The organism is Rathayibacter sp. AY1B4, assembly GCF_002932815.1.
Lineage (GTDB): Bacteria > Actinomycetota > Actinomycetes > Actinomycetales > Microbacteriaceae > Rathayibacter.
The window spans coordinates 107325-132137 of sequence record NZ_PSWN01000006.1; the positions used below are offsets into that span (position 1 = coordinate 107325).

Consider the following 24813-nt stretch of genomic DNA (forward strand, 5'->3'; position numbering starts at 1 on the left):
CGCGGCGCGGAGTCAGGCGGAGGAGGAGCGGCGCGCGATCGTCACGCGCGTCGAGTACGGCATCGCGACGGTCCCGCTCCCGCCCGACTCCTCGTCCACCACGGCGTCGACCGCCGCGAGGACCGCGGCGCGCTTCTCGTCGGGCATCGCGATGATGTAGCTGCGGGACGCGAACATGTCCCGCACCCCGGCTCGGTCCAGCTCGAAGGACCACTCGAAGGCCGCGAACGCCACCCGCTCGAGAGCGGAGCCGAGCGGCGGCCGGAGCGTCTCGAAGCGCTCGGCGGTGGAGGCTCCGGCGACCTCGCCGAGCCGGCGCACCCAGGGGACCGACTCGTCGCGGATGTTCCACACCAGCGCGAGCACGCCCTCCGGCACCAGGACGCGGGCGACTTCGGCTCCCGCGCGCTCGGCGTCGACCCAGTGCCACGACTGCGCGGCGGTGACGAGCTCCGCGGAGGCGTCCGCGGCGGGGATCGCCTCGGCCGTCCCCTCCTCGGGGCGGACCGCCGGCAGATTCGAGGCGAGCCGCGCGAGCATCTCCGCGTCGGGCTCGACCGCGGTCACGTCGAGGCCGCGGGACGCGAGCGACGCGGTGAACTTGCCCGTTCCCGCGCCGAGGTCCACGGCGCGCAGCCGATCGGAGGCGTCGGCTCCCGCCGCGCGGGCCCGCTCCGGGACGAAGGCGCCCGCCACCCGCGCGGGGGCGTGCCCCACGATCCAGTCGACGGCGTCGTCGGGGTAGCCGGGCCGCCCGCGGTCGTAGGCGTCGACCGCGCTGCCGAAGGAGCGTCCGAGCCCGCTCATCGCTTCTCCGCCGCTCGCGCGAGCACGTCCACCGCGTAGCCGTAGCCGGCGATGCCCGCGCCGACGATCACGGCGATCGCGACGTCCGAGAGGTAGGAGTGCTGCCGGAACGGCTCACGCCGGTGCACGTTGCTCACGTGCACCTCGACCATCGGCAGCTCGGTCGCGAGGACGGCGTCGCGGATCGCGATCGACGTGTGCGTGTACGCCCCGGCGTTGAGCACCACTCCCGAGACGGAGCCGCGAGCCGCGTGCAGCCGGTCGACGATCGCGCCCTCCGAGCTGCTCTGGAAGGTCTCGACCGTGAAGCCGTGCCGCTCGGCAGCCTCCGCCGCCAGCGCCTCGGCGTCGGCGAGGGTGTCCGAGCCGTAGAGCTCGGGCTCGCGGGTGCCGAGCAGGTTCAGGTTCGGGCCGTTGAGGACGAGGATCGGCAGCTTCACGCTCCGACCCTAGCGCCGGCCGTCCCCGCGAGCGGGAGCGGCGGCAGCGCCGCGCGCAGGAGGATCAGCTCGCGCGCATGGGCGTCCAGACGCCGGTCCTCCTCGGTCCGCGGCTCGAGAGGCGGGACCGGCTCGGCCGCCCCGTCGGCGCCCCGCACCACGAAGACGCTCCGGCACTGCGTGGTCAGCTCCAGCTCGCCGGTCCGCGGGTCCCCGGAGCGCACATGCACCGCCAGGTGCATGCTCCGGGCGCTCGTGTGGATGAGGCGCGCCTCCACCTCGACGAGATGCCCGATGCGCACCGGACGGTAGAAGTGGATCCCCCCGGAGTAGACGGCCACAGAGTCGCGGCCGGTCCAGCGCTGCGCGACCGCGTCGGCCGCCTCGTCGATCCAGCGCATCACGATCCCGCCGTGGGCGTTGCCGCCCCAGTTGACGTCTCCCGGTGCCGCGAGGAAGCGGAACACGATCCGCGGACCGGTGCCCTCCTCGGTGTACTCCTGGGCGCGCATCACGTCGTGCAGCCGTCGGCGGCCCTCGATGCGCGCGGCGGCCCCCTCGGCGAGGGACAGGTCCTCGATCGAGCGGGGCCGCCACTCCGGGACCGACCGCGGCCTCTTCTCGTCGTCGACGGCCACGAACACGAGGAGGCAGTGCGTGGCGTCCTCGTAGAGGCCGGTCCGCGGATCCGCCTGCGCGACCTGCACCAGCACGTGCATGCTCGTGCGCCCGGTGTGGATGACGCGGGCGGTCGCCTCGATCAGGTTGCCGACCGAGATGGGCCGGGTGAAGTGGACGTTGCCGACGTACGCCGTCACGCAGTAGCCGCCGCTCCAGCCCACGGCGCAGGCGTAGCCGGCCTTGTCGATCCACTCGAGGACGCGCCCGGCCTGGGCGCTGCGGCCGTCGGCGGTGGCGTCCTGCGGGGCGGCGAGGAAGCGGAGCGTGATGCGGTCGGTCATGGTGCCCGTCGTCGTGGGAGCGGAAGGGGGGAGTGGACCCGCGGGGGTGCGAGGAAAGGGGGATGATCCGCCCGCGGGCCACAGGGGTGTCCGGCCGGAGCCGGCTCGGTCAGGGGGATCAGGCCGCCAGCGGCAGCTTCTCGGCGAGGAGCCGGAGCCGCAGGGCCTGGAGCTCGGCGGTCAGCTCGGGCGGCAGCCGGTCGCCGAACCGCGTGAAGAACTCCTCCGTGAGCGCGCACTCCTCCAGCCACGCCTCGACCGGGACGGAGAACAGCTCCTCCTTCTGGGCCGCGGAGAGCCGGAGCCCGTGCGTGTCGATCGCGAGCGGCAGGTCGCCGAGGGGGCTCCGCCGCGCCTCCGCCAGCCCCTCCAGGCGGCGGACGAGCCACTGCAGCACCCGCGCGTTCTCGCCGAAGCCGGGCCAGAGGAACTCGCCGTCCGCGTCCTTCCGGAACCAGTTGACCTGGAACACGGCCGGCGCCGCATCGCCGAGCTCGGCGCCGATCGCGAGCCAGTGCGCGAAGTAGTCGGCCATGTTGTAGCCGCAGAAGGGGAGCATCGCGAACGGATCGCGGCGCAGCTCCCCGACCGTGCCCTCCGCGGCCGCGGTCTTCTCGGAGGCGACGGTCGCACCCAGGAAGACGCCGTGCTGCCACGAGGTGGCCTGCGTGACCAGCGGGACGTTGCTCGCCCGTCGGCCACCGAAGACGATCGCGTCCAGCGGCACGCCCTCGTGGGCGTCCCAGTCGGCGGAGAGCGACGGGCACTGCGCGGCCGGCGCGGTGAAGCGGGAGTTGGGGTGCGCGGCGGGCGTGCCGGACGACGGCGTCCACGGCTGCCCGCGCCAGTCGGTCAGCCGCTCCGGGACCTCGTCGGTCAGGCCCTCCCACCACACGTCGCCGTCCTCGCGGAGCGCGACGTTGGTGAAGATCGTGTTGCCCCAGAGCGTCTGCACGGCGTTCGGGTTCGAGGTCTCCCCGGTGCCGGGAGCGACGCCGAAGAAGCCCGTCTCGGGGTTCATCGCCCAGAGGCGTCCGTCCTCGCCGCGACGCATCCAGGTGATGTCGTCGCCCAGCGTCTCGACCCGCCAGCCGGGGATCGCGGGCTGCATCATCGCGAGGTTGGTCTTGCCGCACGCGCTCGGGAAGGCGGCGGCGACGTGGTAGCGCCGTCCCTCGGGCGAGACGATGCGGATCAGCAGCATGTGCTCGGCGAGCCAGCCCTCCTCGCGCCCCATCGCCGAGGCGATGCGCAGGGCGAAGCACTTCTTCGCCAGCAGGGCGTTGCCGCCGTAGCCGGAGCCGTACGAGACGATCTCGCGCGTCTCCGGGAACTGGGTGATGTACTTCACGGGGCTGCACGGCCAGGCGACGTCCTCGCGGGTGACGCCGTCCGCGTCGCGGAGGGGCAGCCCCACGGTGTGCACGCCGCGGACGAACGGGGTCTCCTCGGTGAAGGCGGCGAGCGGCTCGGAGCCCACGCGCGCCATGATCCGCAGGTTCAGCACCGCGTAGGCCGAGTCGGTGACCTGGACGCCCAGCTGCGAGAGCGGACCGCCGACGGGCCCCATCGAGAACGGGACGACGTACATCGTCCGTCCGCGCATCGCTCCGTCGAGGAGGGGAGCGAGCTCGGCCCTCATCGCGGCGGGCTCGCGCCAGTTGTTGGTCGGTCCCGCGTCGGCCTCGTCGGTCGTGCAGATGAAGGTGCGGTCCTCGACCCGGGCGACGTCGTCCGGGTCGGTGCGGGCCAGGAACGAGCCGGGCCGCCACTCCGGATTGAGCGGGAGGAGCGTGCCGGAGGCGACGAGCCGCTCGGTCAGGCGGTACCACTCCGCGGGGGAGCCGTCGCTCCACTCGATCGCGTCGGGCTGGAGGATCGCGGCGGTCTCGCGCACCCAGCGGCGGAGGGCGAGGGGCGCCGGCGGCACGACGGGCGCGGGGACGGACGTCGGCGCGGTCATGGTGCTCGGCTCGAGTCGGACGGTGTTGCTGTAGATGCTCATGCTGGCTCCGCTTTCGGTGGTCGTCGTCGACGGGGGTGGGGAGTCGCCGGCCGCAGCCGGGAAGAGGCCGGCCGGGCCGGGAGGGGCGCTCAGTGGCGCCTGAAGCCAGGATGGAGGAGGATCAGGAGGTATTCCCGGCGCTCCGGCGGTCAAGAAACCGTCTTTTTGCGCTTTCGTCACAACCGACCGCTGGAGCTCGCCGTGACCGATCCCTCGACACCCGCCCCGGGCTCCGACGCCGTGCTGCTCGGGCAGCGCCTGCGCCACTTCCGTACCCGGCGCGGTATGACCCTCGGGCAGCTCGCCGAGCGCGTCGACGTGTCGGGGAGCCAGCTCTCGCTGATCGAGACGGGCCGCCGCGAGCCGCGCCTCTCCCTCCTGCAGCGCCTCGCGGCCGCGCTCGGCGTCGAGCTGGCGGCGCTGCTCTCGGACGAGCCGCCGAGCGAGCGGGCCGCGCTGGAGATCGAGCTGGCGCGCGTGCAGAAGGGGTCGCTGTACCGCTCGCTCGGCCTGCCCGAGTTCAAGGTCAACAAGGGGCTGAGCACGCCCGTGCTGGAGGCGTTCCTCGGCGTCTACCGCGAGCTCGCCCGTCGCCGGAGCGAGGCGAGTGCCACACCGGAGGAGGCGCGCCGGGCCAACACCGCCCAGCGGCTCCAGCTGCGCGAGCGCAGCTCCTACCTGCCCGAGATCGAGGAGGTGGCGGGCGAGATGCTCCGGACCGTCGGGCACCGCGGAGGAGCACTGACCCACAGCTCCGTCTCGAAGATGGCCCGGCACCTCGGCTTCGAGATCATCCACGTCGGCGACCTGCCGCACTCCGCCCGCTCGGTGATCGACCTCGCGAACGGCAGGATCTACCTCCCGCCCGCCTCGATCCCCGGGGGCCACGGCCTGCGGGCGCTGGCGCTGCAGGCGATGGCGCACCGCCTCCTCGGGCACGAGCGGCCGGTGACCTACGCCGACTTCCTCCGCCAGCGCCTCGAGATCAACTACTTCGCCGCAGCGTGCCTGATGCCGCTGGAGCCGGCGGTCGCGTTCCTCCAGGAGGCGAAGCGCGAGCGGGACATCTCGGTGGAGGACTTCCGCGACGGCTTCGGCGTCACCCACGAGGCCGCCGCCCTGCGCTTCACGAACCTGCTCACCTCGCACCTCGACATCCGGATGCACTTCCTGCGGGTGCTGGGAGACGGCTCGATCCAGAAGGCCTACGAGAACGACGGGCTGCCGCTGCCGACCGACGTCACCGGGGCCGTCGAGGGCCAGGTGGTCTGCCGCTACTGGTCGGCGCGCTCCGCGTTCACCCGGACCAACCGGACGACGGAGTACTACCAGTACGTCGACACCCCGGCGGGGACCTTCTGGTCGGCGTCGCAGACCGGCACGACCGCCACCGAGGAGTTCTCGATCACCGTGGGCGTCCCGTTCGCCGAGGCCCGCTTCTTCCGCGGCCGCGACACCGACCGCCGCGAGCTCTCCCGCTGCCCCGACGAGTCCTGCTGCCGGCGCGCCCCGTCGGAGCTCGCCGCGCGCTGGGACGGCAACGCCTGGCCGAGCGCGCGCCTGCACGCGCACGTGCTCGCGCCGCTGCCGTCGGGGACCTTCCCCGGCATCGACGACGCCGAGGTCTACGAGTTCCTCGACGCGCACGCCCGCGAGTCCTGACCGCTCCCGCGAGACGCCGCTCCGGTGCGCTCGCGTCGGCGTGCCGCGTACCCGACCGGCGTCCCCGCGGAGGGGGCGGGAGTCGTCAGTCCGAGATGAGGGCGCGGGCCGTTCCCTCATCGAGGATGAGGTCGGTGATGAGGCCGGCCGCCAGGGCGCCGCGCAGGCCCGGCAGCTTCGAGGCGCCCGAGACGACGCAGATCCGGCGCGACGCGCGGCGCACGGTGGAGAGGTCCGGACCGCTTGCACGTTCGTTCATGGGGATGTCGTCCCAGCTGCCGTCGGACCGGTAGAACACCGTCGCGACATCGCCGACGACCCCGGAGCCGCTGAGCGAGGTGAAGTCGCTCGGCTCCAGGTAGCCGCCGATGTAGACCTTCGAGGGGACCGCCGCGAACGGCGACCCGAGCCCGAACAGCGCCACGTCCATCCGCTGCTGCAGCTCCAGGACCCGTCGGGTGGAGCGCTCGCGCCACACCGCCTGCTTGGTGGTCGGGTCGTCGAAGAACGCCGGCACCGGGAACTGCTGGACCTTCGCCGCGTAGGCGTCACCGAAGCGGCGGAGGATCTCGCTCGAGTAGTTGATGCCCGTGGTCTCGGTGTTGCCGGCGCCGTTCAGCTGCACGATCTGCGTGTTGTGCGTCTCCTTGGCGATCAGGTGGCGGCTGATCGCGCTCATCGTGGAGCCCCAGGCGATGCCGACGATCATGTTCGAATCGATGAACTGCCCGAGGATCCTCGCTGCGGACAGGGCGACCCGCTCGAGCCGGTCGATCTCGCTGGTGTGGTCCGGCACCGGCACGATGTGCGCCGTGATGTCGAAGTGGGACCGCACCTCGGCCGAGAGGGCGCTCGCCCGGTCGAGGGGGGAGCGGATCTGGATGTCGACCAGGCCGGTCGCGCGGGCGTGCGAGAGCAGGCGCGAGACGGAGGAGCGCGACGTGTGCAGCTCGTGCGCGATCGCGTCCATCGTCAGATCCTGCATGTAGTACAGCTGGGCCGCACGCAGCGCGTCCCGCGTCTTGTCGGGATGGGTCGCGTGGGTCGTCTCGTCGAGTTCGACGACCGGTCTCACCGGGGTCATAGCGCTCCCTGCACGGATTTCCACCCGTCTTGACCGGATGTGTTGTCGGGTCAAGGATGGCTGTATTCCTCCGCGAAATCAATCGGTCATCTCCCCGGTGCACGCTGGTGCGGAGGCCTCGACGACACCCCTACGACACGAAGGCGAGTACGAAGTGGCACAGTCCGACGGAACTCCCGGAAACTCCGCTCTGCGCGAGAGCGTCGCTGCTCTCCGCGACAACCCCCGCGCCACGGTCCTGGTCATCGGCGGTGGCATCAACGGCATCGGGACCTTCCGCGAGCTCGCGCTCAACGGCGTCGACGTCGCCCTCGTCGAGCGCGGCGACTACGTCTCCGGTGCCTCGAGCGCCTCGAGCCACATGATCCACGGCGGCATCCGCTACCTCGAGAACGGCGAGTTCCGACTCGTCAACGAGGGCGTGCACGAGCGCAACGGCCTGCTGAAGATCGCTCCCCATTACGTGAAGCCGCTGCAGACGACGATCCCGATCTACTCGACGTTCTCGGGCATCCTCGCGGCTCCGCTGCGCTTCCTGACCCACAAGTCGGGCAAGCCGCAGGAGCGCGGTGCGCTGCTGATCAAGGTCGGCCTCACGATGTACGACTTCTTCTCCCGCGACGGCGGCACGGTCCCGCGCCACCAGTTCCACGGGCGCAAGCGCTCGCTGAACGAGCTCCCCAAGCTCGACCCGAAGATCAAGTACACCGCCACCTACTTCGACGCCTCCGTGCACGAGCCCGAGCGCCTCGCGCTCGACGTGCTCCACGACGCGCTGATCGGCGGCAGGAAGGCCCGCGCGGCCAACTACGTCGAGGCCGTCGGCGCCGACGAGAAGGGCGTCGTCCTCCGCGACCGCGAGTCCGGCGAGGAGTTCACCTTCGCGGCGGACGTCGTCGTCAACGTCTCCGGACCGTGGACCGACTTCACCAACACGGCCCTCGGCACGTCCACGAAATTCATGGGCGGCACCAAGGGCTCGCACATCGTGCTCGACAACCCCGAGCTGGTCGAGGCCTGCGAGGGTCGCGAGATGTTCTTCGAGCACAGCGACGGACGCATCGTCCTCATCTACCCGCTCAAGGGCCGCGTGATGGTCGGCACGACCGACATCGACGCCGACCCCACGAAGCCGGCGGTGTGCACGGAGGAGGAGATCGACTACTTCTTCGAGCTCGTCAACCACGTCTTCCCGGCCATCCGCGTGGACCGTTCGCAGATCGTCTTCAAGTTCTCCGGCATCCGCCCGCTGCCCCGCCACGACGACGAGGCCCCGGGCTTCGTCTCCCGCGACTACCGCATCGAGCCCTCGACGCTCCCCGGCAACGGCTCGCCCGTGCTCAGCCTGGTCGGCGGCAAGTGGACGACGTTCCGCGCCCTGTCGGAGCACCTCTCGAACGAGGTCTTCAAGCGGATCGGCGTGACCCGTCGCGTCTCCACCGTGAAGACCCCCATCGGAGGCGGCAAGGGCTTCCCGCGCACCGACGCGTCCCGCGCGCAGTGGATCAGCCAGCACCGCTCCGGGCTCTCCTCGGCCCGCACGGGCCAGCTGCTCGAGCGCTACGGCACCCGCGCGCAGGAGGTCATCGAGGCCCTGGCCGACGGACACGACGAGGCGCTCGACTTCGACAAGGACTTCACCACCGGTGAGATCCGCTACCTCGCCCAGCGCGAGAGCGTGGTGCACCTCATCGACCTGGTGATGCGCCGCACCAACCACGCCTTCACGGGCGGCCTGAGCCGCGAGCTCCTCGAGGAGCTCGCCGAGCACACGGGCGCCGTGCTGGGCTGGGACGACGCCGCCCGCGCGTCGGAGGTCGACGCGACCATCGCGCACCTCAAGGAGTACAACGGCGTCGACGTCGGGGGCACCTCGGTGCAGACCCCGACGGCCGTGCCCGCCTCCTGATCGGCGATCAGGCGCGGATCGACGGAAGCCCCGGACCGAGGATCACCTCGACCGGGGCTTCCGTCGTGACAACGCACAAACGTGCACGCGCCGTTCCTTGTCGCTAGGACAGGGCGCCGATAACTTCACACCGTCGGGCATCGAAGCCCGCCGCGGATGCCTGTGCGCGTCCGTCTTACGAAAAGGAAAAGGTCAACGTGGACAATCTCGGAGTGGTCTTCCTCGCCGAAGTCGTGGGAACGGCCATGCTCGTGCTCCTCGGCTGCGGTGTCGTCGCCAACGTCGCGCTCGTGAAGAGCAAGGGTCTCAACGGCGGAACCCTCATGGTCAACATCGGCTGGGGCTTCGCGGTCTTCGCCGGTGTGATCGTCTCGTACAACTCGGGGGCGCACCTCAACCCCGCGGTCACCCTGGGCCTCGTCGCGAGCGGAGCGACCGAGTTCGGTTCCGGCGTGCCCGTCAACATCGTCTCGATCCTCGTCTACATCCTCGCCCAGATGATCGGTGCGATCCTCGGTGCCGTCTTCTGCTGGCTCGCCTACAAGCAGCACTTCGACGAGGAGCCCGACGCGGCCAACAAGCTCGGCGTCTTCTCGACCGGCCCGGCGATCCGCTCGTACGGCTGGAACTTCGTCACCGAGGTCATCGGCACCTTCGTCCTCGTCTTCGTCGTCATCGGCTTCGGCGGCGGACGTCAGGGCGACGGCGGTCTGGCCGCGCTCGGCGCGCTGCCCGTCGCCATCCTGGTGATCGCGATCGGCGCCTCCCTCGGCGGCCCGACCGGCTACGCCATCAACCCCGCCCGCGACCTCGGCCCCCGCATCGCGCACGCGCTGCTGCCGATCAAGGGCAAGGGCTCGAGCGACTGGAGCTACGCCTGGGTGCCCGTCGCCGGCCCGATCGTCGGTGGAGTGCTCGCGGGCCTCGCCTCGCTCGTGCTGCTCCCGGTCCTCTAGACCGCCGCGCTTCCTTTCACCCCCGTTACGAAGGAGTAATCATTCATGGCTGACTACGTCATCGCTATCGACCAGGGGACCACGTCGTCCCGCGCGATCATCTTCGACAAGAAGGGATCGATCGTCTCCACCGGCCAGAAGGAGCACGAGCAGATCTTCCCGCGCGCCGGCTGGGTCGAGCACGACCCGATCGAGATCTGGAACAACGTCCGCGAGGTGATCGGCCAGGCTCTCTCCCGCGCCGACCTGACCCGCCACGACATCGCCTCCGTCGGCATCACCAACCAGCGCGAGACCGCTGTCGTCTGGGACAGGACGACCGGCAAGCCCGTCTACAACGCCATCGTCTGGCAGGACACCCGCACCCAGTCGATCGTCGACCGCCTCGCCGGCGACGAGGGCGCTGACCGCTTCAAGTCGATCGTGGGCCTCCCGCTCGCGACCTACTTCTCCGGCACCAAGATCGTCTGGATCCTCGAGAACGTCGAGGGCGCGCGCGAGAAGGCCGAGGCGGGCGACCTGATCTTCGGCACGACGGACACCTGGGTCCTCTGGAACCTGACCGGCGGCATCGACGGCGGCGTCCACAAGACCGACGTCACCAACGCCTCCCGCACCCTGTTCCTCGACCTCGAGACCCTCGAGTGGCGCGACGACATCCTCGAGGCCTTCGGGGTCCCGAAGTCGATGCTCCCCGAGGTCTGCTCCTCCTCCGAGGTCTACGGCCACGTCGAGTCGTCGTCGCTGCTGCGCGAGGTCCCGATCGCCGGCATCCTCGGCGACCAGCAGGCCGCGACCTTCGGTCAGGCGGCGTTCGACCCGGGCGAGGCGAAGAACACCTACGGCACCGGCAACTTCCTGATCTTCAACACGGGCACCGAGATCGTCCACTCGAAGAACGGTCTGCTCACCACCATCGGCTACAAGCTCGGCGACGGCGAGGTGCACTACGCGCTCGAGGGCTCGATCGCGGTCTCCGGCTCGCTGATCCAGTGGCTGCGCGACAACCTGGGCCTCATCGGCTCGGCCCCCGAGGTCGAGGCGCTGGCCGCCACGGTCGAGGACAACGGAGGCGCGTACTTCGTCCCCGCCTTCTCGGGTCTGTTCGCCCCCTACTGGCGCTCCGACGCCCGCGGAGCCCTCGTCGGCCTCACCCGCTACGTCAACAAGGGCCACATCGCCCGCGCCGCGCTCGAGGCGACCGCCTTCCAGACCCGCGAGGTCCTGGACGCGGTCAACGCCGACTCCGGCGTCCCCCTGCAGGAGCTCAAGGTCGACGGCGGCATGATCGCCAACAACCTGCTCATGCAGTTCCAGGCCGACATCCTCGGCGTCCCGGTCGTCCGACCGGTCGTCGCGGAGACCACCGCGCTCGGAGCGGCCTACGCGGCCGGTCTCGCGGTCGGCTTCTGGGAGAACCTCGACGACCTGCGCCAGAACTGGCAGGAGGACTCGCGCTGGACCCCGCAGATGGACCAGGACGAGGCCGCCCGCCAGTACCGCCTCTGGAAGAAGGCCGTCACCAAGACCTTCGACTGGATCGACGAGGACGTGCAGTAGTTCCTTCCGCGGCAGTCCCTGCCTGCCGCGGCGCGGTCGGCTCATCGAGGTGGTCGCGTCTCGGGGAGCGGGTTCCGTCCGGTTAGGGGACAACGCTGACACGCGTTCTCCCCGTTCGCCTCGTGCGGCGAGCGGATGACGTGCGTCCGTTCACGGTGAAGCGCCCTGTCCGACCCTCGGGTCGGGTGGGGCGCTTCGTCGTTCCGACGACGGCGCAACGAGTATCGCAACGGGGTGGTTCGGGGACACCCATGCTGGTCGAGTGGTCGCCGCAGACGGCTCATCGAGACCCGGCAATTCGGACCTGCATGCTTGTCGGGTAGTCGCTGCAGGCGGCATATCGAGACCCGAACCGGGTGAGGCCTCAGTCCGCCGACAGCCCGAGCTGCGCGTCCAGCTCGTCCAGGGAAGCGATCCGGTGCACGCCCAGCTCGACCGCCTCGGGCGGCAGCACGCGGCCGTGCTCGGGACCGCCGACGCGGTCGAGCCAGACGCCGCGCAGGCCCGCAGCGGCCGCTCCGACGGCGTCGGTGCCGAGCCGGTCGCCGACGTAGAGGGCCTCCTCCGGAGAGACCCCGAACCGCTCGCAGGCGATCGCGAAGATCCGCGCGTCCGGCTTGGCGACGCCGACGTCGCCGGAGGCGATCACGTGCTCGAAGCGACCGGAGAGGCCCGTGCCCTCGATCTTCCCCCGCTGGAAGTCGAGCACGCCGTTGGTGATGACGCCGAGGCGGACTCCGGCGGCGTCGAGCCGGTCGAGGACGGGCAGCGCGTCGTCGTGGAGGGTCCAGGCGGCGACGTAGTGCTCGAGGTACCCGCGGAACCAGGAGCTCGCCTCCTCGGGAGTCAGCCCGACTCCGGCCTCCGCGGCGAAGTCCGTGGCGCGCGCCCGGCGCTGGCCCTCGTAGTCGAGCTCGCCCGCGAGGTAGCGGTGGTAGTGCTCCTCCTCGAGCAGGTGCCAGCGGCGCTGCACGTCGGCCGGCTCGCCGGCGTAGGCGGCGCCGAGCGAGGCGGCGTACGCGACGATCCCCTCCCGCACAGCGCGGGCATGGGCGAAGAGGGTGTCGTCGAGGTCGAAGAGCGCGAGCCGCAGCACGGCCGCCTCAGCGGACGCGGCGGAGGAGGCCGACGGAGTCGTAGACGGCGGCGAGCGTGCGCTCCGCGGTCTCGGACGCGCGGTCGGCGGCGAGGGAGAGGACCCGGTCGAGCTCGGCCGGGTCGGCGAGCAGCTCCGCGGTCCGCGCTCGGATCGGGTCGAAGGTGGCGGCGACCACCTCGACGAGGCCCTTCTTGAGGTCCCCGTAGCCGCGGCCCGCGTACTCCTGCTCCAGCGACTCGACGGAGCGGTCGGCGAGGACCGAGTAGATCGTCAGCAGGTTCGAGACGCCGGGCTTCGCCGCCCGGTCGAAGCGCACCTCCGACTCGGTGTCCGTCACGGCGCGCATGATCTTCTTCGCGGTCGCCTTCGGCTCGTCGAGCACGCTGAGCAGGCCCGCATCCGACTCCGCCGACTTCGACATCTTGGCGCCCGGGTTCTGCAGGTCGAAGATCTTCGCGGTCTCGCGCACGATGTGGGGCTCCGGCACGGCGAAGGTCTCGCCGAAGCGCGAGTTGAAGCGCGCGGCGAGATCGCGGGTGAGCTCCAGGTGCTGGCGCTGGTCCTCGCCGACCGGCACCGCGTCCGTCTGGTACAGCAGGATGTCGGCCGCCATCAGGATCGGGTAGGTGAACAGGCCCACCGAGGCGGCCTCGGCGCCCTGCTTCGCCGACTTGTCCTTGAACTGCGTCATCCGGCTGGCCTCGCCGAAGCCGGTCAGGGTGTTGAGGACCCAGGCGAGCTCGGCGTGAGCGGGCACGTGGGACTGGATGAAGAGGGTCGAGCGCGCGGGGTCGATGCCCGCGGCGATGTACTGCGCGGCGGTCGCGCGGGTGCGCTCGCGGAGCTGCTGCGGATCCTGCGGGACCGTGATCGCGTGCAGGTCGACGACGCAGAAGTAGGCGTCGAAGTCCTCCTGCATCGCGACCCACTGGGTCAGCGCGCCGATGTAGTTGCCGAGGTGCAGCGACCCGGAGGAGGGCTGCATGCCGGAGAAGATGACGGGCTTGGCGCCCGGGGTGCTGGGAGTCATGGGTGGCCTCGAGGGGTCGGTTCGCGGGGGAGAGGGTCAGAGCTCGTAGTCGACGACCACGGGGGAGTGGTCGGACCAGCGGGTGTCGTAGGAGGCGGCGCGGTCGACCTCGTAGCTGCGGGCGAGGTCGGCGAGCGCGGGCGTGGCGAGCTGGTAGTCGAGGCGCCAGCCGGTGTCGGTGTCGAAGGCCTGGCCGCGCTGAGACCACCACGTGTACGGTCCGGGCACCTCGCCCGCGAACCGGCGGCCGAGGTCGACCCAGCCCAGTCCGGCACCGGCGTTGTAGTCCGGGTCGCCCTCGGCGCCGACGAAGCGGTCGACGTAGGCGCGCTCCTCCGGGAGGAAGCCGGCCTTCTTGACGTTGCCCTTCCAGTTCTTGATGTCGAGCGTGCGGTGGCCGACGTTGAGGTCGCCCATCACCGCGGCGAGCTCGCTGTGCGCCCGGATCTCGGGCAGGCGCGCCTCCATCGCGTCGAGGAAGCGGTACTTCTCGACCTGCTTGGGGGTGCCGACCTCGCCGGAGTGGACGTAGGTGGAGACGACGGTGAGCGAGCGGCCGCCGACCTCGTAGTCGGCCTCGAGCCAGCGTCCGGCCGAGTCGAAGTCGTCGGCGCCGAACGTCACGCGGTGGATCGTGGCGCGCCTGCGCGAGGCGAGAGCGACTCCGGCGCGCCCCTTGGCGGTCGCCTCGTCGTGCAGCACGTCCCACTCCTCCCCGAGGAGCCCCGTGAGGTCGTCCGTGGAGGCGCGGACCTCCTGCAGGGCCAGGACGTCGACGTCGCGGGCGGCGAGCCAGTCGCCCATCCCCTTGCGGTATGCGGCGCGGACGCCGTTCACGTTGACGGAGGCGATGCGGAGGGTGCTGCGAGTCACCGGAGCAGTCTATTCGGAGCCGCGGAGCGGGCCGCCCGGCAGCGCTCGCACCCCGGAACGCGGAAGCCGGCGGCCGCCTCGCGCGACTCCCTCGGAGAGGGGGAGGAGCGCGGAGGCGACCGCCGGCGGGACCGCTCAGGACGGTCGGTCGGAGGGGATCAGGCGGGGACGGCCTGCGCGGTGGCGGGCTCGGGCACCTCGGCGACCACCGGGGCGCGCTTGATGCTCTTCGCGATGATCACGCAGACGGCCGTGACGACCATGCCCACCAGGATGGCGACCAGGTAGAGGATCGGCTGCCCGACGAGCCCGGTGACCCAGACGCCGCCGTGCGGGGCGCGGAGGGTGGAGCCGAAGAGCGCGACGAGCGCACCCGTGACGGCCGAGCCGACCATGGCGGACGGGATCACGCGCAGCGGGTCGACCGCGGCGAACGGGATGGCCCCCTCCGAGATGAAGGACGCGCCCAGCAGGTAGGCGGCCTTGCCGTTCTGGCGCTCGGCGTCGGTGAACAGGCGCTTGCGGAGCGTCGTGGCCAGGGCCAGACCCAGCGGCGGGGTCATGCCGGCGGCCATGACGATCGCCATCACCTTGAACTGCACGGAGTTCGGGTCGCCGTCGGCGGGGACGGAGGCGAGGCCGGTGGTCGCGAAGGCGTAGGCCACCTTGTTGACCGGACCGCCCATGTCGAACGCCATCATCAGGCCGAGGATGATCCCCAGGATGATCAGGTTGCCGCCCGAGAGGCCCGAGAGCCAGGACGACAGGCCCTCGCTCAGTGCGCGGAGCGGCGCTCCGAGCACCACGAACATCAGGAAGCCGGTGATGAAGGTGGCGATCAGGGGGATGATCACGACGGGCATCAGCGACTTGAACGCCGCGGGGAGCTTGATCCGCGAGATGTAGAGGGCCGCGTAGCCGGCGATGAAGCCGGAGGCGAGGCCGCCCAGGAAGCCCGCGCCGACGGTGACCGCGACCGCGCCGCCGAGGAAGCCCGGCGCGATGCCGGGACGGTCGGCGATGCCGAAGGCGATGAAGCCCGAGAGCACCGGCACCAGGAAGGCGAAGGTCGCGCTTCCGATGAGGAACATCACTCCGGCCCAGTCCGTGATGTTCGCGACGTTGAAGCCGTCGTCGATGATCTGCTGGGCCGTGAAGTCGACGATCCGGTAGCCGCCGAACAGGAACGACAGGGCGATCAGCAGACCGCCCGCCGCGACGAACGGGATCATGTAGGAGACGCCGGTCATCAGGTTCTGGCGGATGCGTGTGCCGACGCCGACCTTCTTCGGCGCGGCGGGGGCCGCGGCCGGAGTCGAGCGGGCGGGGGCGGACGCGGCGGAGCCGCGGAGGGCCAGAGCGCGGTCGAGGACCTCGTCCGGCTTGGACAGGGCCTCGGCGACGCCCACCTGGAGGATCGGCTTGCCGGCGAAGCGGTCCTTGCCGCGGACCTCGAGGTCGGCGGCGAGGATGACGACGTCCGCGGCGGCGATGTCGGCCGCGGTCATCTCGTCCGAGCCGGCCGCGCCCTGGGTCTCGACGTGGATCGGGTAGCCGCGCTTCTTCGCGGCCTGCTCGAGCGCCTCCGCGGCCATGTACGTGTGGGCGATGCCCGCGATGCAGCTGGTCACGGCGACGAAGCGCGGGCCGGAGGCGGGGCTCGCGGCGGGCGCGTCCTGCACCTTCGCGACGGCGCGGTCGATGACGTCGGCCGCCTTCGCAAGCGCCTCCGACGTGCCCACCTCGAGGGTGGGCTTCCCGGCGAAGCGCTCCTTGCCGCGGACCTCGAGGTCGGCGGCGAGGATCACGACGTCGGCGTCGGCGATGGTCCGGTCCGACATGGGATCGGAGCCCGCGGCGCCCTGGGTCTCGACCTGGATCTCGTACCCCTTCTTCTTCGCGGCCTGCTCGAGGGCCTCGGCCGCCATGTAGGTGTGCGCGATGCCGGCGATGCAGCTGGTGACGGCGACGATCCTCATGAGACGACGACCTCTCGGGCGATGATGTCCGCGACCTCCTGGCCGCTGGCGGCGGCGCGGAGGGAACCGGTGAAGGACTCGTGGATCAGCTTGCGGGCGAGCTGGGCGAGGATCTTGAGGTGCGCCTGGTCGGCGCCGTCCGGAGCCGCGATCAGGAAGATCAGGTCGGCCGGGCCGTCGGGGGCGCCGAAGTCGACACCCTGCTTCGCGATGCCGACCGCCACGCTGGGCGAGACGACGTGGGAGGAGCGGGCGTGGGGGATCCCGATGCCGCCGGGCATGCCGGTCGCCATCTGCGACTCGCGGTCGCGGACGTCGGCGAGGAAGCCGTCGAGGTCGGTGACGCGGCCGGCGTCGGCGAGCGTCTTCGCGAGCTGCGCGGTGGCCTCGTCCTTCGTGGCGGCGGTGAGGTCGACGATGACCGTCGACGCCTCGGTGAGAGCAGTCATGCGCTCAGTTCTCCAATCGGGAGGGTGGGGTCGGGGTTCTCGACGACGGAGACGTCGTCGAGGCGGAGGGAGTCGGGACCCGGGGCTTCGCTGCCCGGGAGCTGGACGGCGGCGGTACCCCACGCGACTGCTGTCGCGAGGCGCTCCGCCTCCGTGGCGTCGACGGCCGAGAGGTAGCCGGCGAGCGTGCTGTCGCCGGCGCCGACGGTGCTGAGGGGCACGACGGCGGGGGCGCCCGCCCACCACGACGCGTGCGCCGTGACGAGGAGGGCGCCGTGCTCTCCGAGGCTGACGAGCGCTCGCGCGTCGGGCAGCTGCAGGAGTTCACGGGCTCCGGCGACGACGTCTCCGACCGTCGTCAGGGAGCGGCCGAGGAGCTCCTCGAGCTCCTCGAGGTTGGGCTTCACCAGGGTGGCGGTGCCGGCCGCGATGATCGCGGTCAGGGGGGCTCCCGAGGTGTCGACGGCGAGGGGGACGCCGAAGTGCAGGGCGAGGCGGCCGAGGGCGGGGTAGAAGTCCGCTCCCAGTCCCGGGGGGACGCTGCCGCAGGCGACGAGCCAGCGGGGCGAGGCCGAGACGTGCTCGCCGATCAGCTCGGAGAGGGCGTGAGCCTCCTCCTCCGTGACGGCGGGGCCGGGCTCGTTGATCTTGGTGGTGCGGCCCGTCCGGTCGTCGACCACGGTGATGTTGGTGCGGATCGGGTGGGCGATCGCCGCACTGGCCGAGCGGACTCCGGCGGCCCGGAGCATCGTGGACAGGTCGACGCCGGTGGAGGCGTCGGCCGGGTAGACCGCGGTCGCCTCGACGCCGTTGCGCGCGAGGGCACGGGCGACGTTGACGCCCTTGCCGGCCGGGTCGCGCCGCACGTCGTGCGCGCGGTTGACCTCGCCGACGGCGAAGCCGCTCGTGGAGAGGGTGACGTCGATGCTCGGGTTGGCGGTGACGGTGACGATCATGCGCGGACGACCTCCGGGCCGGCCGACTCGATGTCGTCGGCGAGCTCGTCGTCGACATCGGCGTCGGTGATGACGGTGTCGACCGCGGACAGCGGAGCGACGTGCCCGAAGTCCTGCCGGCCGAACTTCGAGTGGTCGGCGAGGACCACGACCCGGCGCGCGGAGGCGATGATCGCGGACTTGACGACGGCCTCGTCGAGATCGGGGGTGGTGAGCCCGCGCTCGAGGCTGAGGCCGTTCGTGCCGATGAAGGCGACGTCCACCGAGACCGTGGAGAGGGCCTGGGCGGCCCACGGTCCGACGGCGGCCTGCGTGACTCCGCGCAGGTGCCCGCCGATGAGGTGGAGGTCGATGTTGGGCCGGCCGACGAGCGCCATCGCGACGGGGAGGGAGTGGGTGACGACCGTCAGCCGGCGGTCCAGGGGGAGCAGCTCCGCCAGCCGCACCGTGGTGGTGCCGGCGTCGATGGCGATCGAGCCGCCGTCGGGCACCTCGGCGAGGGCCGCGGTGGCGATGCGGTCCTTCTCGCCGGCGAGGTGTCCCTCGCGGGCGGCGACCTCGGGCTCGATGCCCAGCCGCTCGACGGGGATGGCTCCGCCGTGCGCACGGCGCAGCAGGCCCCGCTTCTCGAGGCTGGTGAGATCGCGGCGGATCGTCTCCGGCGTCACGGCGAGGGAGAGGGCGAGGTCGCGGACCTCGACACGCCCGTCGGTGCGGGCGCGGTCCAGGATCGCCTGGTGCCGCTCCGGTGCGTACATGTGGACTCCGTCGTCTCGCCGTGGGTGGTGCGCCGGATCCGCGGTGTCGTTGCCGACCTCGGATCTGCGTTTACCTCTTTTTAGACCCGTTCAGGAGGGAAGTCAACAGAAACGGACAGAATCGGCAGGCGGAATCGGGCGCGGCGACGCCGGGAAGACCGGGAAGCGGACCGCCGGGTCAGGCGGCGAGCTGCTCGAGCTCCTCCTCGAGCTGCGCGAGCTGGCGCTCCAGGCGCCGTCGTTTCAGGAGGGACGCCTCCGGCAGCGCGGCGCGAAGCCGCTCGCGCTCGGCCTCGGCGAGGGTGCGGCGGGCGGTGCGCAGCTGCTCCTCCCGCTCCTTCTCGCGCTCCTCCGGCGTGAGCTTGCGCGCCGAGATCCCGGCGTCGCTCATCCCGACGGAGATCCACGACGCAGCGATCAGGATCACCTGGCAGACGAGGTTGAACCAGATCAGCAGACCGATGAGGACCGCGAACGAGGCGAGCAGCGGATTGCGGGAGGCACCGCCCAGCAGCTGCGTCCCGAGGACCTTGAGAGCGCCGAGAGCGATCCCGCCGAGCAGCGACCCCGCCCAGAGGTTCTTCCAGGGGATCGAGATTCCCGAGAGGATGCGGAAGGAGCCGGCGAGCGTGCCCGTGTCCAGGGCGAGCATGATCAGCAGGCCGACCGCGCTGCCGGCGAGACGGGCCGGCATCGACTCGCTGCCGATCCCGAGGAAGCCGAACGCCACGTCCACCAGCGAGGTCGAGAACACGGAGAGACCCGCCGAGACCAGCAGCACCGCCCCGAAGACCAGGGCGAGCCCCGCGTCCTTGAGCTTGAGCAGGACGAAGAGGGTCGTGGGTCCGGGGAGCGAGAAGAGCAGCCGGACCGCCTGGCGCAGGCTCCCCAGGAAGTTCAGCGCCGTCCAGAGCAGGCCGGCGGCCGCGATCGCACCCGTCCAGCCGAGGATCGACGAGTCGAGCAGGTCGTCGACCGACACGAGGGCGTTCTTCCCGCCGATCAGGCCGGGGACGGAGCGGGTCACCAGGTCGAGGAGGGAGTCGCGCAGCACCGAGTCGTCGCGCACCCAGAAGCCGAAGACGGCGAAGAAGACGAAGAGCGCCGCGAAGACCGCGAACAGGGCCTGGAAGGCGAGTCCGGAGGCGAAGAGGGGCCCGCCGGTCTCGGAGTAGTGGAGCATCACCCGCACCGGCCGCGTCCGCATGACCCGCTCGAACAGGCCCGGGATCCCGCGGGGAGTGTCGGCCGCCTCGGTCATTCCTCCAGCGTACTGAGGCCTCGCGGCGCTCCCGTGCACGCGCCCGCCTGCACGCAGGAACGCGTCCGGCCCGCGGGATCCGAGGATCCCGGCGGGCCGGACGCGTTCGCGAGGGGGAGGATCAGGCGCGGCCGCGGATGACGGCCTGCTTCACCTCGGCGATCGCCTGCGTGATCTGGATGCCGCGCGGGCACGCCTCCGTGCAGTTGAAGGTCGTGCGGCAGCGCCACACCCCCTCCTTGTCGTTGAGGATGTCCAGGCGCGCTCCACCGGCGTCGTCGCGCGAGTCGAAGATGAAGCGGTGGGCGTTCACGATCGCCGCAGGGCCGAAGTACTGCCCGTCGGTCCAGAACACGGGGCAGGACGACGTGCACGCGGCGCAGAGGATGCACTTCGTGGTGTCGTCGAAGCGGGCGCGGTCCGCGACCGACTGCACGCGCTCCTTGCCCTTGGGCGCCGGGGTGTTGGCGACCAGGAACGGCTGCACCTCGCGGTAGGAGGCGAAGAACGGCTCCATGTCGACGACGAGGTCCTTCTCGAGGGGCAGGCCCTTGATCGCCTCGATGTAGATCGGCTGCGAGATGTCGAGATCCTTGATCAGCGTCTTGCAGGCCAGGCGGTTGCGGCCGTTGATCCGCATCGCATCGGATCCGCAGATGCCGTGCGCGCACGAGCGGCGGAAGGTCAGCGATCCGTCCTGGTCCCACTTGATGCGGTGCAGGGCGTCGAGGACGCGGTCGGTCGAGTACATCTCGACGTCGAAGTCCTGCCAGCGCGGCTCGGCGTCCACCTCGGGGTCGAAGCGGCGGATGATGAACGTGACGGTGAACGCCTCCGGGGCCGCGGGGGCGGCGGGCGGCTGCTCGAGGGTAGCGGTCGACATGGCTAGTACTTCCTCTCCATCGGCTGGTACCGGGTGATCACGACGGGCTTCCAGTCGAGCCGGATGTGGTCACCGGCGTCGGAGGAGTGGGCGTCACCGGAGAGGTACGCCATCGTGTGCTGCATGTAGTTCTCGTCGTCGCGCTTCGGGAAGTCGTCGCGCATGTGGCCGCCGCGGCTCTCCTTGCGGTTGCGCGCCGAGTAGACGACGACCTCGGCGAGGTCGAGCAGGAAGCCCAGCTCGACGGCCTCGAGGAGGTCGGTGTTGAAGCGCTTGCCCTTGTCCTGCACCGAGATGTTGCGGAACCGGTCGCGCAGGCGCTGGATGGTCCCGGTGACGGCCTCGAGGGACTCGTCGGTGCGGAACACCTGGGCGTTCTTGTCCATCTCGTCCTGCAGCTCCTTGCGGATCGAGGCGATCCGCTCGGTGCCGGTGGCGGAGCGGAGCGAGGCGAGCATGTCGCGGATCGCGCCGGCCGGGTCGGCGGGCAGGGGGGTGAAGTCGACCGTCTTGGCGTAGTCGGCGGCGTTGTTGCCGCTGCGCTTGCCGAAGACGTTGATGTCGAGGAGGGAGTTGGTGCCGAGGCGGTTGGAGCCGTGCACCGAGACGCACGCGCACTCGCCGGCGGCGTAGAGGCCCGGGACGACGGTCGTGTTGTCCGAGAGCACCTCGGCCTTGACGTTGGTCGGGATGCCGCCCATCGCGTAGTGCGCGGTCGGCATGACGGGGACCGGCTCGACGACGGGGTCGACGCCCAGGTAGGTGCGGGCGAACTCGGTGATGTCGGGGAGCTTGGTCTCGAGGACCTCGGCGCCCAGGTGGGTGCAGTCCAGCAGCACGTAGTCCTTGTGCGGTCCGGCGCCGCGACCCTCCGCCACCTCCTGGACCATGCAGCGGGCGACGATGTCGCGCGGCGCGAGGTCCTTGATGGTGGGGGCGTAGCGCTCCATGAAGCGCTCGCCCGAGGCGTTGCGGAGGATCGCACCCTCTCCTCGCGCTCCCTCGGTGAGGAGGATGCCGAGGCCGGCGAGGCCGGTCGGGTGGAACTGGAAGAACTCCATGTCCTCCAGGGGGAGGCCCTTGCGCCAGATGATGCCGACGCCGTCGCCGGTGAGGGTGTGCGCATTGGAGGTGGTCTTGTAGATCTTGCCGAAGCCGCCGGTCGCGAAGATGATCGCCTTCGCCTGGAAGACGTGCAGCTCGCCCGTGGCCAGCTCGTAGGCGACGACGCCGGAGGGCTTGGCCACTCCGTCGACCTCGGTCATCACCAGGTCGAGGACGTAGAACTCGTTGTAGAAGTTGATGCCGAGCCGGACGCAGTTCTGGAACAGCGTCTGCAGGATCATGTGGCCGGTGCGGTCGGCCGCGTAGCAGGCGCGGCGGACGGGCGCCTTGCCGTGGTCGCGGGTGTGGCCGCCGAAGCGGCGCTGGTCGATCTTGCCCTCCTCGGTGCGGTTGAAGGGCAGGCCCATGTTCTCGAGGTCGATGACCGCGTCGATGGCCTCCTTCGCGAGGATCTCGGCCGCGTCCTGGTCGACGAGGTAGTCGCCGCCCTTGACGGTGTCGAAGGTGTGCCACTCCCAGCTGTCCTCCTCGACGTTCGCGAGGGCGGCGGCCATGCCGCCCTGCGCCGCTCCGGTGTGGGAGCGGGTCGGGTACAGCTTCGAGATCACGGCCGTCCTCGCCTTGGGGCCGGCCTCGATGGCCGCGCGCATCCCGGCACCGCCGGCGCCGACGATGACGACGTCGAACTGGTGGTAGTGGACGCCGTCGGGTCCGACGGTCTGCGCGAAGGCGCTCTGGTCGGCGCCGGTGTGGGAGTGGCCTGGTGTGCTCACGGGGTGGGTGCTCCGTCGTACGGGGATGGGAGGGGGAGGTGCCGGGACGCGGTGCCGCGGACCGGGAGGGGCGCGGGCCCCTCTCCGATCCGCGGCACCGTGGTCACGCTGCGCAGAAGGAGGGCAGCAGGTCCGCGGCGGTGCCGGCGGGGCACGGGTCGAACGCGAAGACGACCCAGGTGCCGAGCGCGATCAGCGCGACGACGGCGACGAGGATGCCGCCCTTGAAGGCCTTGGCCAGCAGGGGCGAGGTCGCGTAGTCGTTGACCAGCGTGCGCATGCCGTTGCCGCCGTGGATCAGCGCGAGCCACAGCATGAGGACGTCCCACCACTGCCAGAACGGGTTCGCCAGCTTGCCGCCGACGAAGCCGAAGTCGATGGCCTTGATGCCGTCGCCCAGCAGCAGGTTGTAGATGAGGTGCCCGAAGATCAGGACGATCAGCACGACGCCGGAGGCGCGCATGTAGATCCAGCCCCACTTCTCCCAGTTGGTGCCGGAGGAGCGGGTCGGGGTGTGCGGGGTCCGCGGTGCGGCGACGGTGCTCAATGCGCACCCCCCTCGCTGAAGACGTTGATCAGGTGGCGCGGCGCGAAGCCGAGCATCAGCACGACCCAGAGGCCCATGACGACCCAGAAGAGGACGCGCTGGTTGCGGGTCGCCCAGCTCCAGAAGTCGACCAGGATGATCCGCAGGCCGTTCAGCGCGTGGAACGCGATGGCGCCCACGAGCCCGGTCTCGCCGAGTCCCATGATCGGGTTCTTGTACGTGCCGATGACCGCGTTGTACGCCTCGGGGCTCACGGCGATGAGAGCGGAGTCGAGGACGTGGACGAGGAGGAAGAAGAAGATGGCGACACCGGTGATCCGGTGGAGCACCCACGACCACATGCCTTCGCGACCGCGGTACAGGGTGCCGGCCGGACGCCGGATCTTCCCCTGCTTCCGGGGTGCGAGGGTTTGAGCAGCTTGAACTGACACGAACAACCCTCCCTGGTTGTGCTCCGACGGCCTGACCTGTTCCCACGTCGCGTGGACGGGGACGGGGCGGGGAGCGACGAGAAACTCGCCCTCCGATTCTAAGCGCGCTCGCAGGCGGGCGCGGCTTAGGCGAGCCTTAGCTGCGGGGCAGGGCGAGGGCGGGCGCCCCCGCGGTCGCGTAGTGCGCGAGGAGCTCGTCGGTGAGCGCGCTCCAGGTGCGGTGGAGCACGCGGCGGCGGCCCGCCTCGCCGAGCCGGGCGCGCAGTGCGGGATCTCGGACCAGGCGCTCCACCTGCCGGCGGAGGTCGGAGTCGCTCTCGGGCGCGTAGAGCAGGCCGTCCACGCCGTGCTCGATGAGGTCGGTGGGGCCGCCCGCGTGCGGCGCGACCACCGCGGTGCCGGACGCCTGCGCCTCCTGGACCGTCTGGCCGAACGTCTCCTCCGTGCCGGTGTGCACGAAGACGTCGAGCGCGGCGAAGACCGCCGGCAGCCGGTCGCCGTCGAGCCGGCCGAGCATCCGCGCCGCCGGGCCGAGGGCGGCGGCGACCCGGGCGGAGGAGGGGCCGTAGCCGCCCACGACCAGCTCCGCATGCGGGAGGGAGGCGAGCGCCGCCATCCGCTCCACCCTCTTCTCGGGGGAGAGGCGCCCGATGTAGCCGACGAGCGCGTCGTCGGCCCCGAGTCCGGCCCGGACGGCCTGCGCGTAGGGGGAAGAGCGGCGGCGCGGGTGGAAGCGCTCGCTCTGCACGCCGCGGCCCCACAGCGCGGTGCGCTCGATGCCGGCGGCGGCGAGGTCGTCGAGGGCGCTCGTGGAGGGGGCGAGGGTCAGGTCCGCCCCGGCGTGGATCTGGCGGATCACCCGCCAGGCGAGGGCGCGGGCGCCGCGGATGCCGTAGCGGGCCGCGAATCGCGCGACGTCCGTCTGATAGATCGCGACACTCGGCACCCCGAGCCGGCCGGCCGAGGCGATGGCGCGGGCGCCGAGGAGGAAGGGCGAGGCGACGTGCACCACGTCGGGCTCGAAGTCGGCCAGCTCCCGGGTGAGGGCGAGCGTGGGGATCCCGACCGGGAAGTCGCGGTAGGCGATCGCCGGGTGCTCCACGACGCGGTGGCCCGCGTAGTGGCCCGGCGCCCCCGCGGCCGGGCAGACGACGAGCGCCTCGATCCCGCGCTCCGCGAACTCGTCGAGCACCCGCAGGACGCTCGTGGTCACGCCGTTCAAGGACGGCAGGAAGCTCTCGGTGACGACCGCGACTCTCACGCCCCGGACGCTACGGCGGCGGGATGAACGGCGGCGCGCGCTCGGGTGAACGGACGGTCGCGC

At 71.4% G+C, this 24813-nt stretch carries 22 protein-coding genes; 4 read left to right on the top strand and 18 right to left on the bottom strand.

From position 1 onward, the window contains the following. Nucleotides 1-12: 12 nt before the first annotated feature. The 4 genes from C5D66_RS05940 to C5D66_RS05955 all read right to left on the bottom strand — a co-directional run bounded on the left by C5D66_RS05940 (nucleotide 13) and on the right by C5D66_RS05955 (nucleotide 4172). Complete coding sequence (locus tag C5D66_RS05940) at nucleotides 13-807, bottom strand: class I SAM-dependent methyltransferase (RefSeq protein ID WP_104255408.1); 795 nt, start codon at nucleotides 805-807, stop codon at nucleotides 13-15. Then, nucleotides 804-1247: a type II 3-dehydroquinate dehydratase gene (aroQ, locus tag C5D66_RS05945; protein ID WP_104238317.1), complete on the bottom strand. Its 444-nt coding sequence runs from the start codon at nucleotides 1245-1247 to the stop codon at nucleotides 804-806. Before aroQ ends, C5D66_RS05940 begins: the two co-directional genes overlap by 4 nt. After that, a complete protein-coding gene (locus tag C5D66_RS05950; RefSeq protein ID WP_104255407.1) occupies nucleotides 1244-2209 on the bottom strand; it encodes an acyl-CoA thioesterase in 966 nt (321 codons plus the stop codon). Before C5D66_RS05950 ends, aroQ begins: the two co-directional genes overlap by 4 nt. Nucleotides 2210-2327: 118 nt before the next feature. Further along, on the bottom strand, nucleotides 2328-4172 hold the full coding sequence (locus C5D66_RS05955; RefSeq protein WP_104255443.1) for a phosphoenolpyruvate carboxykinase (GTP): 1845 nt from the start codon (nucleotides 4170-4172) through the stop codon (nucleotides 2328-2330). Nucleotides 4173-4415: 243 nt separating this feature from the next. Between C5D66_RS05955 and C5D66_RS05960 the strand changes: the two genes are divergently transcribed. Then, complete coding sequence (locus C5D66_RS05960) at nucleotides 4416-5876, top strand: helix-turn-helix domain-containing protein (protein ID WP_258063887.1); 1461 nt, start codon at nucleotides 4416-4418, stop codon at nucleotides 5874-5876. Nucleotides 5877-5961: 85 nt separating this feature from the next. Here C5D66_RS05960 and C5D66_RS05965 read toward each other — a convergent pair whose 3' ends face one another. Beyond that, the gene (locus C5D66_RS05965; RefSeq protein ID WP_374952908.1) at nucleotides 5962-6861 is read right to left on the bottom strand and encodes a sugar-binding transcriptional regulator; all 900 of its coding nucleotides are present in this window, start codon (nucleotides 6859-6861) and stop codon (nucleotides 5962-5964) included. Between the two features lie 253 nt (nucleotides 6862-7114). Between C5D66_RS05965 and C5D66_RS05970 the strand changes: the two genes are divergently transcribed. The 3 genes from C5D66_RS05970 to glpK all read left to right on the top strand — a co-directional run bounded on the left by C5D66_RS05970 (nucleotide 7115) and on the right by glpK (nucleotide 11385). After that, nucleotides 7115-8869 carry a glycerol-3-phosphate dehydrogenase/oxidase gene (locus tag C5D66_RS05970; protein WP_258061232.1) on the top strand — a complete coding sequence of 585 codons (1755 nt, stop codon included), beginning with the start codon at nucleotides 7115-7117 and terminating at the stop codon, nucleotides 8867-8869. Nucleotides 8870-9114: 245 nt separating this feature from the next. Further along, the gene (locus C5D66_RS05975) at nucleotides 9115-9825 is read left to right on the top strand and encodes an MIP/aquaporin family protein (RefSeq protein WP_374952909.1); all 711 of its coding nucleotides are present in this window, start codon (nucleotides 9115-9117) and stop codon (nucleotides 9823-9825) included. A gap of 45 nt (nucleotides 9826-9870) precedes the next feature. Beyond that, on the top strand, nucleotides 9871-11385 hold the full coding sequence (gene glpK / locus C5D66_RS05980) for a glycerol kinase GlpK (RefSeq protein WP_104226427.1): 1515 nt from the start codon (nucleotides 9871-9873) through the stop codon (nucleotides 11383-11385). Nucleotides 11386-11749: 364 nt separating this feature from the next. On the opposite strand, the gene C5D66_RS05985 is transcribed toward glpK, so the two are convergent. The 13 genes from C5D66_RS05985 to C5D66_RS06045 form a co-directional block, all read right to left on the bottom strand. Then, complete coding sequence (locus tag C5D66_RS05985; protein ID WP_104255406.1) at nucleotides 11750-12481, bottom strand: HAD family hydrolase; 732 nt, start codon at nucleotides 12479-12481, stop codon at nucleotides 11750-11752. 7 nt (nucleotides 12482-12488) lie between these two features. Continuing rightward, entirely contained in the window at nucleotides 12489-13514 is a 1026-nt protein-coding gene (gene trpS, locus C5D66_RS05990; protein ID WP_104232840.1) for a tryptophan--tRNA ligase, read from the bottom strand. Between the two features lie 36 nt (nucleotides 13515-13550). Next, nucleotides 13551-14387, bottom strand: a complete 837-nt coding sequence (locus tag C5D66_RS05995) for an exodeoxyribonuclease III (protein ID WP_104255405.1) — start codon at nucleotides 14385-14387, stop codon at nucleotides 13551-13553. A gap of 158 nt (nucleotides 14388-14545) precedes the next feature. Then, nucleotides 14546-16366, bottom strand: a complete 1821-nt coding sequence (locus tag C5D66_RS06000) for a PTS fructose-like transporter subunit IIB (RefSeq protein ID WP_104255404.1) — start codon at nucleotides 16364-16366, stop codon at nucleotides 14546-14548. Then, entirely contained in the window at nucleotides 16363-16815 is a 453-nt protein-coding gene (locus tag C5D66_RS06005; RefSeq protein ID WP_097166616.1) for a PTS sugar transporter subunit IIA, read from the bottom strand. The genes C5D66_RS06000 and C5D66_RS06005 overlap by 4 nt, the downstream gene beginning before the upstream one ends. Further along, on the bottom strand, nucleotides 16812-17771 hold the full coding sequence (locus C5D66_RS06010; protein WP_104226424.1) for a 1-phosphofructokinase family hexose kinase: 960 nt from the start codon (nucleotides 17769-17771) through the stop codon (nucleotides 16812-16814). Before C5D66_RS06010 ends, C5D66_RS06005 begins: the two co-directional genes overlap by 4 nt. Beyond that, nucleotides 17768-18529 carry a DeoR/GlpR family DNA-binding transcription regulator gene (locus C5D66_RS06015; RefSeq protein WP_104226423.1) on the bottom strand — a complete coding sequence of 254 codons (762 nt, stop codon included), beginning with the start codon at nucleotides 18527-18529 and terminating at the stop codon, nucleotides 17768-17770. The genes C5D66_RS06010 and C5D66_RS06015 overlap by 4 nt, the downstream gene beginning before the upstream one ends. A 178-nt stretch (nucleotides 18530-18707) precedes the next feature. Beyond that, on the bottom strand, nucleotides 18708-19790 hold the full coding sequence (locus C5D66_RS06020; protein WP_104223189.1) for a YhjD/YihY/BrkB family envelope integrity protein: 1083 nt from the start codon (nucleotides 19788-19790) through the stop codon (nucleotides 18708-18710). Between the two features lie 121 nt (nucleotides 19791-19911). Next, the gene (locus C5D66_RS06025) at nucleotides 19912-20673 is read right to left on the bottom strand and encodes a succinate dehydrogenase iron-sulfur subunit (RefSeq protein WP_068254543.1); all 762 of its coding nucleotides are present in this window, start codon (nucleotides 20671-20673) and stop codon (nucleotides 19912-19914) included. A gap of 2 nt (nucleotides 20674-20675) precedes the next feature. Continuing rightward, complete coding sequence (gene sdhA / locus C5D66_RS06030; RefSeq protein WP_244230709.1) at nucleotides 20676-22412, bottom strand: succinate dehydrogenase flavoprotein subunit; 1737 nt, start codon at nucleotides 22410-22412, stop codon at nucleotides 20676-20678. 202 nt (nucleotides 22413-22614) lie between these two features. Continuing rightward, nucleotides 22615-23058 carry a succinate dehydrogenase hydrophobic membrane anchor subunit gene (locus tag C5D66_RS06035; protein WP_104223187.1) on the bottom strand — a complete coding sequence of 148 codons (444 nt, stop codon included), beginning with the start codon at nucleotides 23056-23058 and terminating at the stop codon, nucleotides 22615-22617. After that, nucleotides 23055-23489: a succinate dehydrogenase, cytochrome b556 subunit gene (gene sdhC, locus C5D66_RS06040; protein WP_374952907.1), complete on the bottom strand. Its 435-nt coding sequence runs from the start codon at nucleotides 23487-23489 to the stop codon at nucleotides 23055-23057. The genes C5D66_RS06035 and sdhC overlap by 4 nt, the downstream gene beginning before the upstream one ends. A gap of 136 nt (nucleotides 23490-23625) precedes the next feature. Continuing rightward, complete coding sequence (locus tag C5D66_RS06045; RefSeq protein WP_181065415.1) at nucleotides 23626-24750, bottom strand: glycosyltransferase family 1 protein; 1125 nt, start codon at nucleotides 24748-24750, stop codon at nucleotides 23626-23628. Between the last annotated feature and the right edge of the window lie 63 nt (nucleotides 24751-24813).

Bases quoted from the DNA above. Each gene is read 5' to 3' on its own strand.
- C5D66_RS05940 (WP_104255408.1), bottom strand. From the start codon at position 807: ATGAGCGGGCTCGGACGCTCCTTCGGCAGCGCGGTCGACGCCTACGAC.
- C5D66_RS05950 (WP_104255407.1), bottom strand. From the start codon at position 2,209: ATGACCGACCGCATCACGCTCCGCTTCCTCGCCGCCCCGCAGGACGCC.
- C5D66_RS05955 (WP_104255443.1), bottom strand. From the start codon at position 4,172: ATGACCGCGCCGACGTCCGTCCCCGCGCCCGTCGTGCCGCCGGCGCCC.
- C5D66_RS05965 (WP_374952908.1), bottom strand. From the start codon at position 6,861: ATGCAGGATCTGACGATGGACGCGATCGCGCACGAGCTGCACACGTCG.
- C5D66_RS05975 (WP_374952909.1), top strand. From the start codon at position 9,115: ATGCTCGTGCTCCTCGGCTGCGGTGTCGTCGCCAACGTCGCGCTCGTG.
- glpK (WP_104226427.1), top strand. From the start codon at position 9,871: ATGGCTGACTACGTCATCGCTATCGACCAGGGGACCACGTCGTCCCGC.
- trpS (WP_104232840.1), bottom strand. From the start codon at position 13,514: ATGACTCCCAGCACCCCGGGCGCCAAGCCCGTCATCTTCTCCGGCATG.
- C5D66_RS06000 (WP_104255404.1), bottom strand. From the start codon at position 16,366: ATGAGGATCGTCGCCGTCACCAGCTGCATCGCCGGCATCGCGCACACC.
- C5D66_RS06005 (WP_097166616.1), bottom strand. From the start codon at position 16,815: ATGACTGCTCTCACCGAGGCGTCGACGGTCATCGTCGACCTCACCGCC.
- C5D66_RS06010 (WP_104226424.1), bottom strand. From the start codon at position 17,771: ATGATCGTCACCGTCACCGCCAACCCGAGCATCGACGTCACCCTCTCC.
- C5D66_RS06015 (WP_104226423.1), bottom strand. From the start codon at position 18,529: ATGTACGCACCGGAGCGGCACCAGGCGATCCTGGACCGCGCCCGCACC.
- C5D66_RS06020 (WP_104223189.1), bottom strand. From the start codon at position 19,790: ATGACCGAGGCGGCCGACACTCCCCGCGGGATCCCGGGCCTGTTCGAG.
- C5D66_RS06025 (WP_068254543.1), bottom strand. From the start codon at position 20,673: ATGTCGACCGCTACCCTCGAGCAGCCGCCCGCCGCCCCCGCGGCCCCG.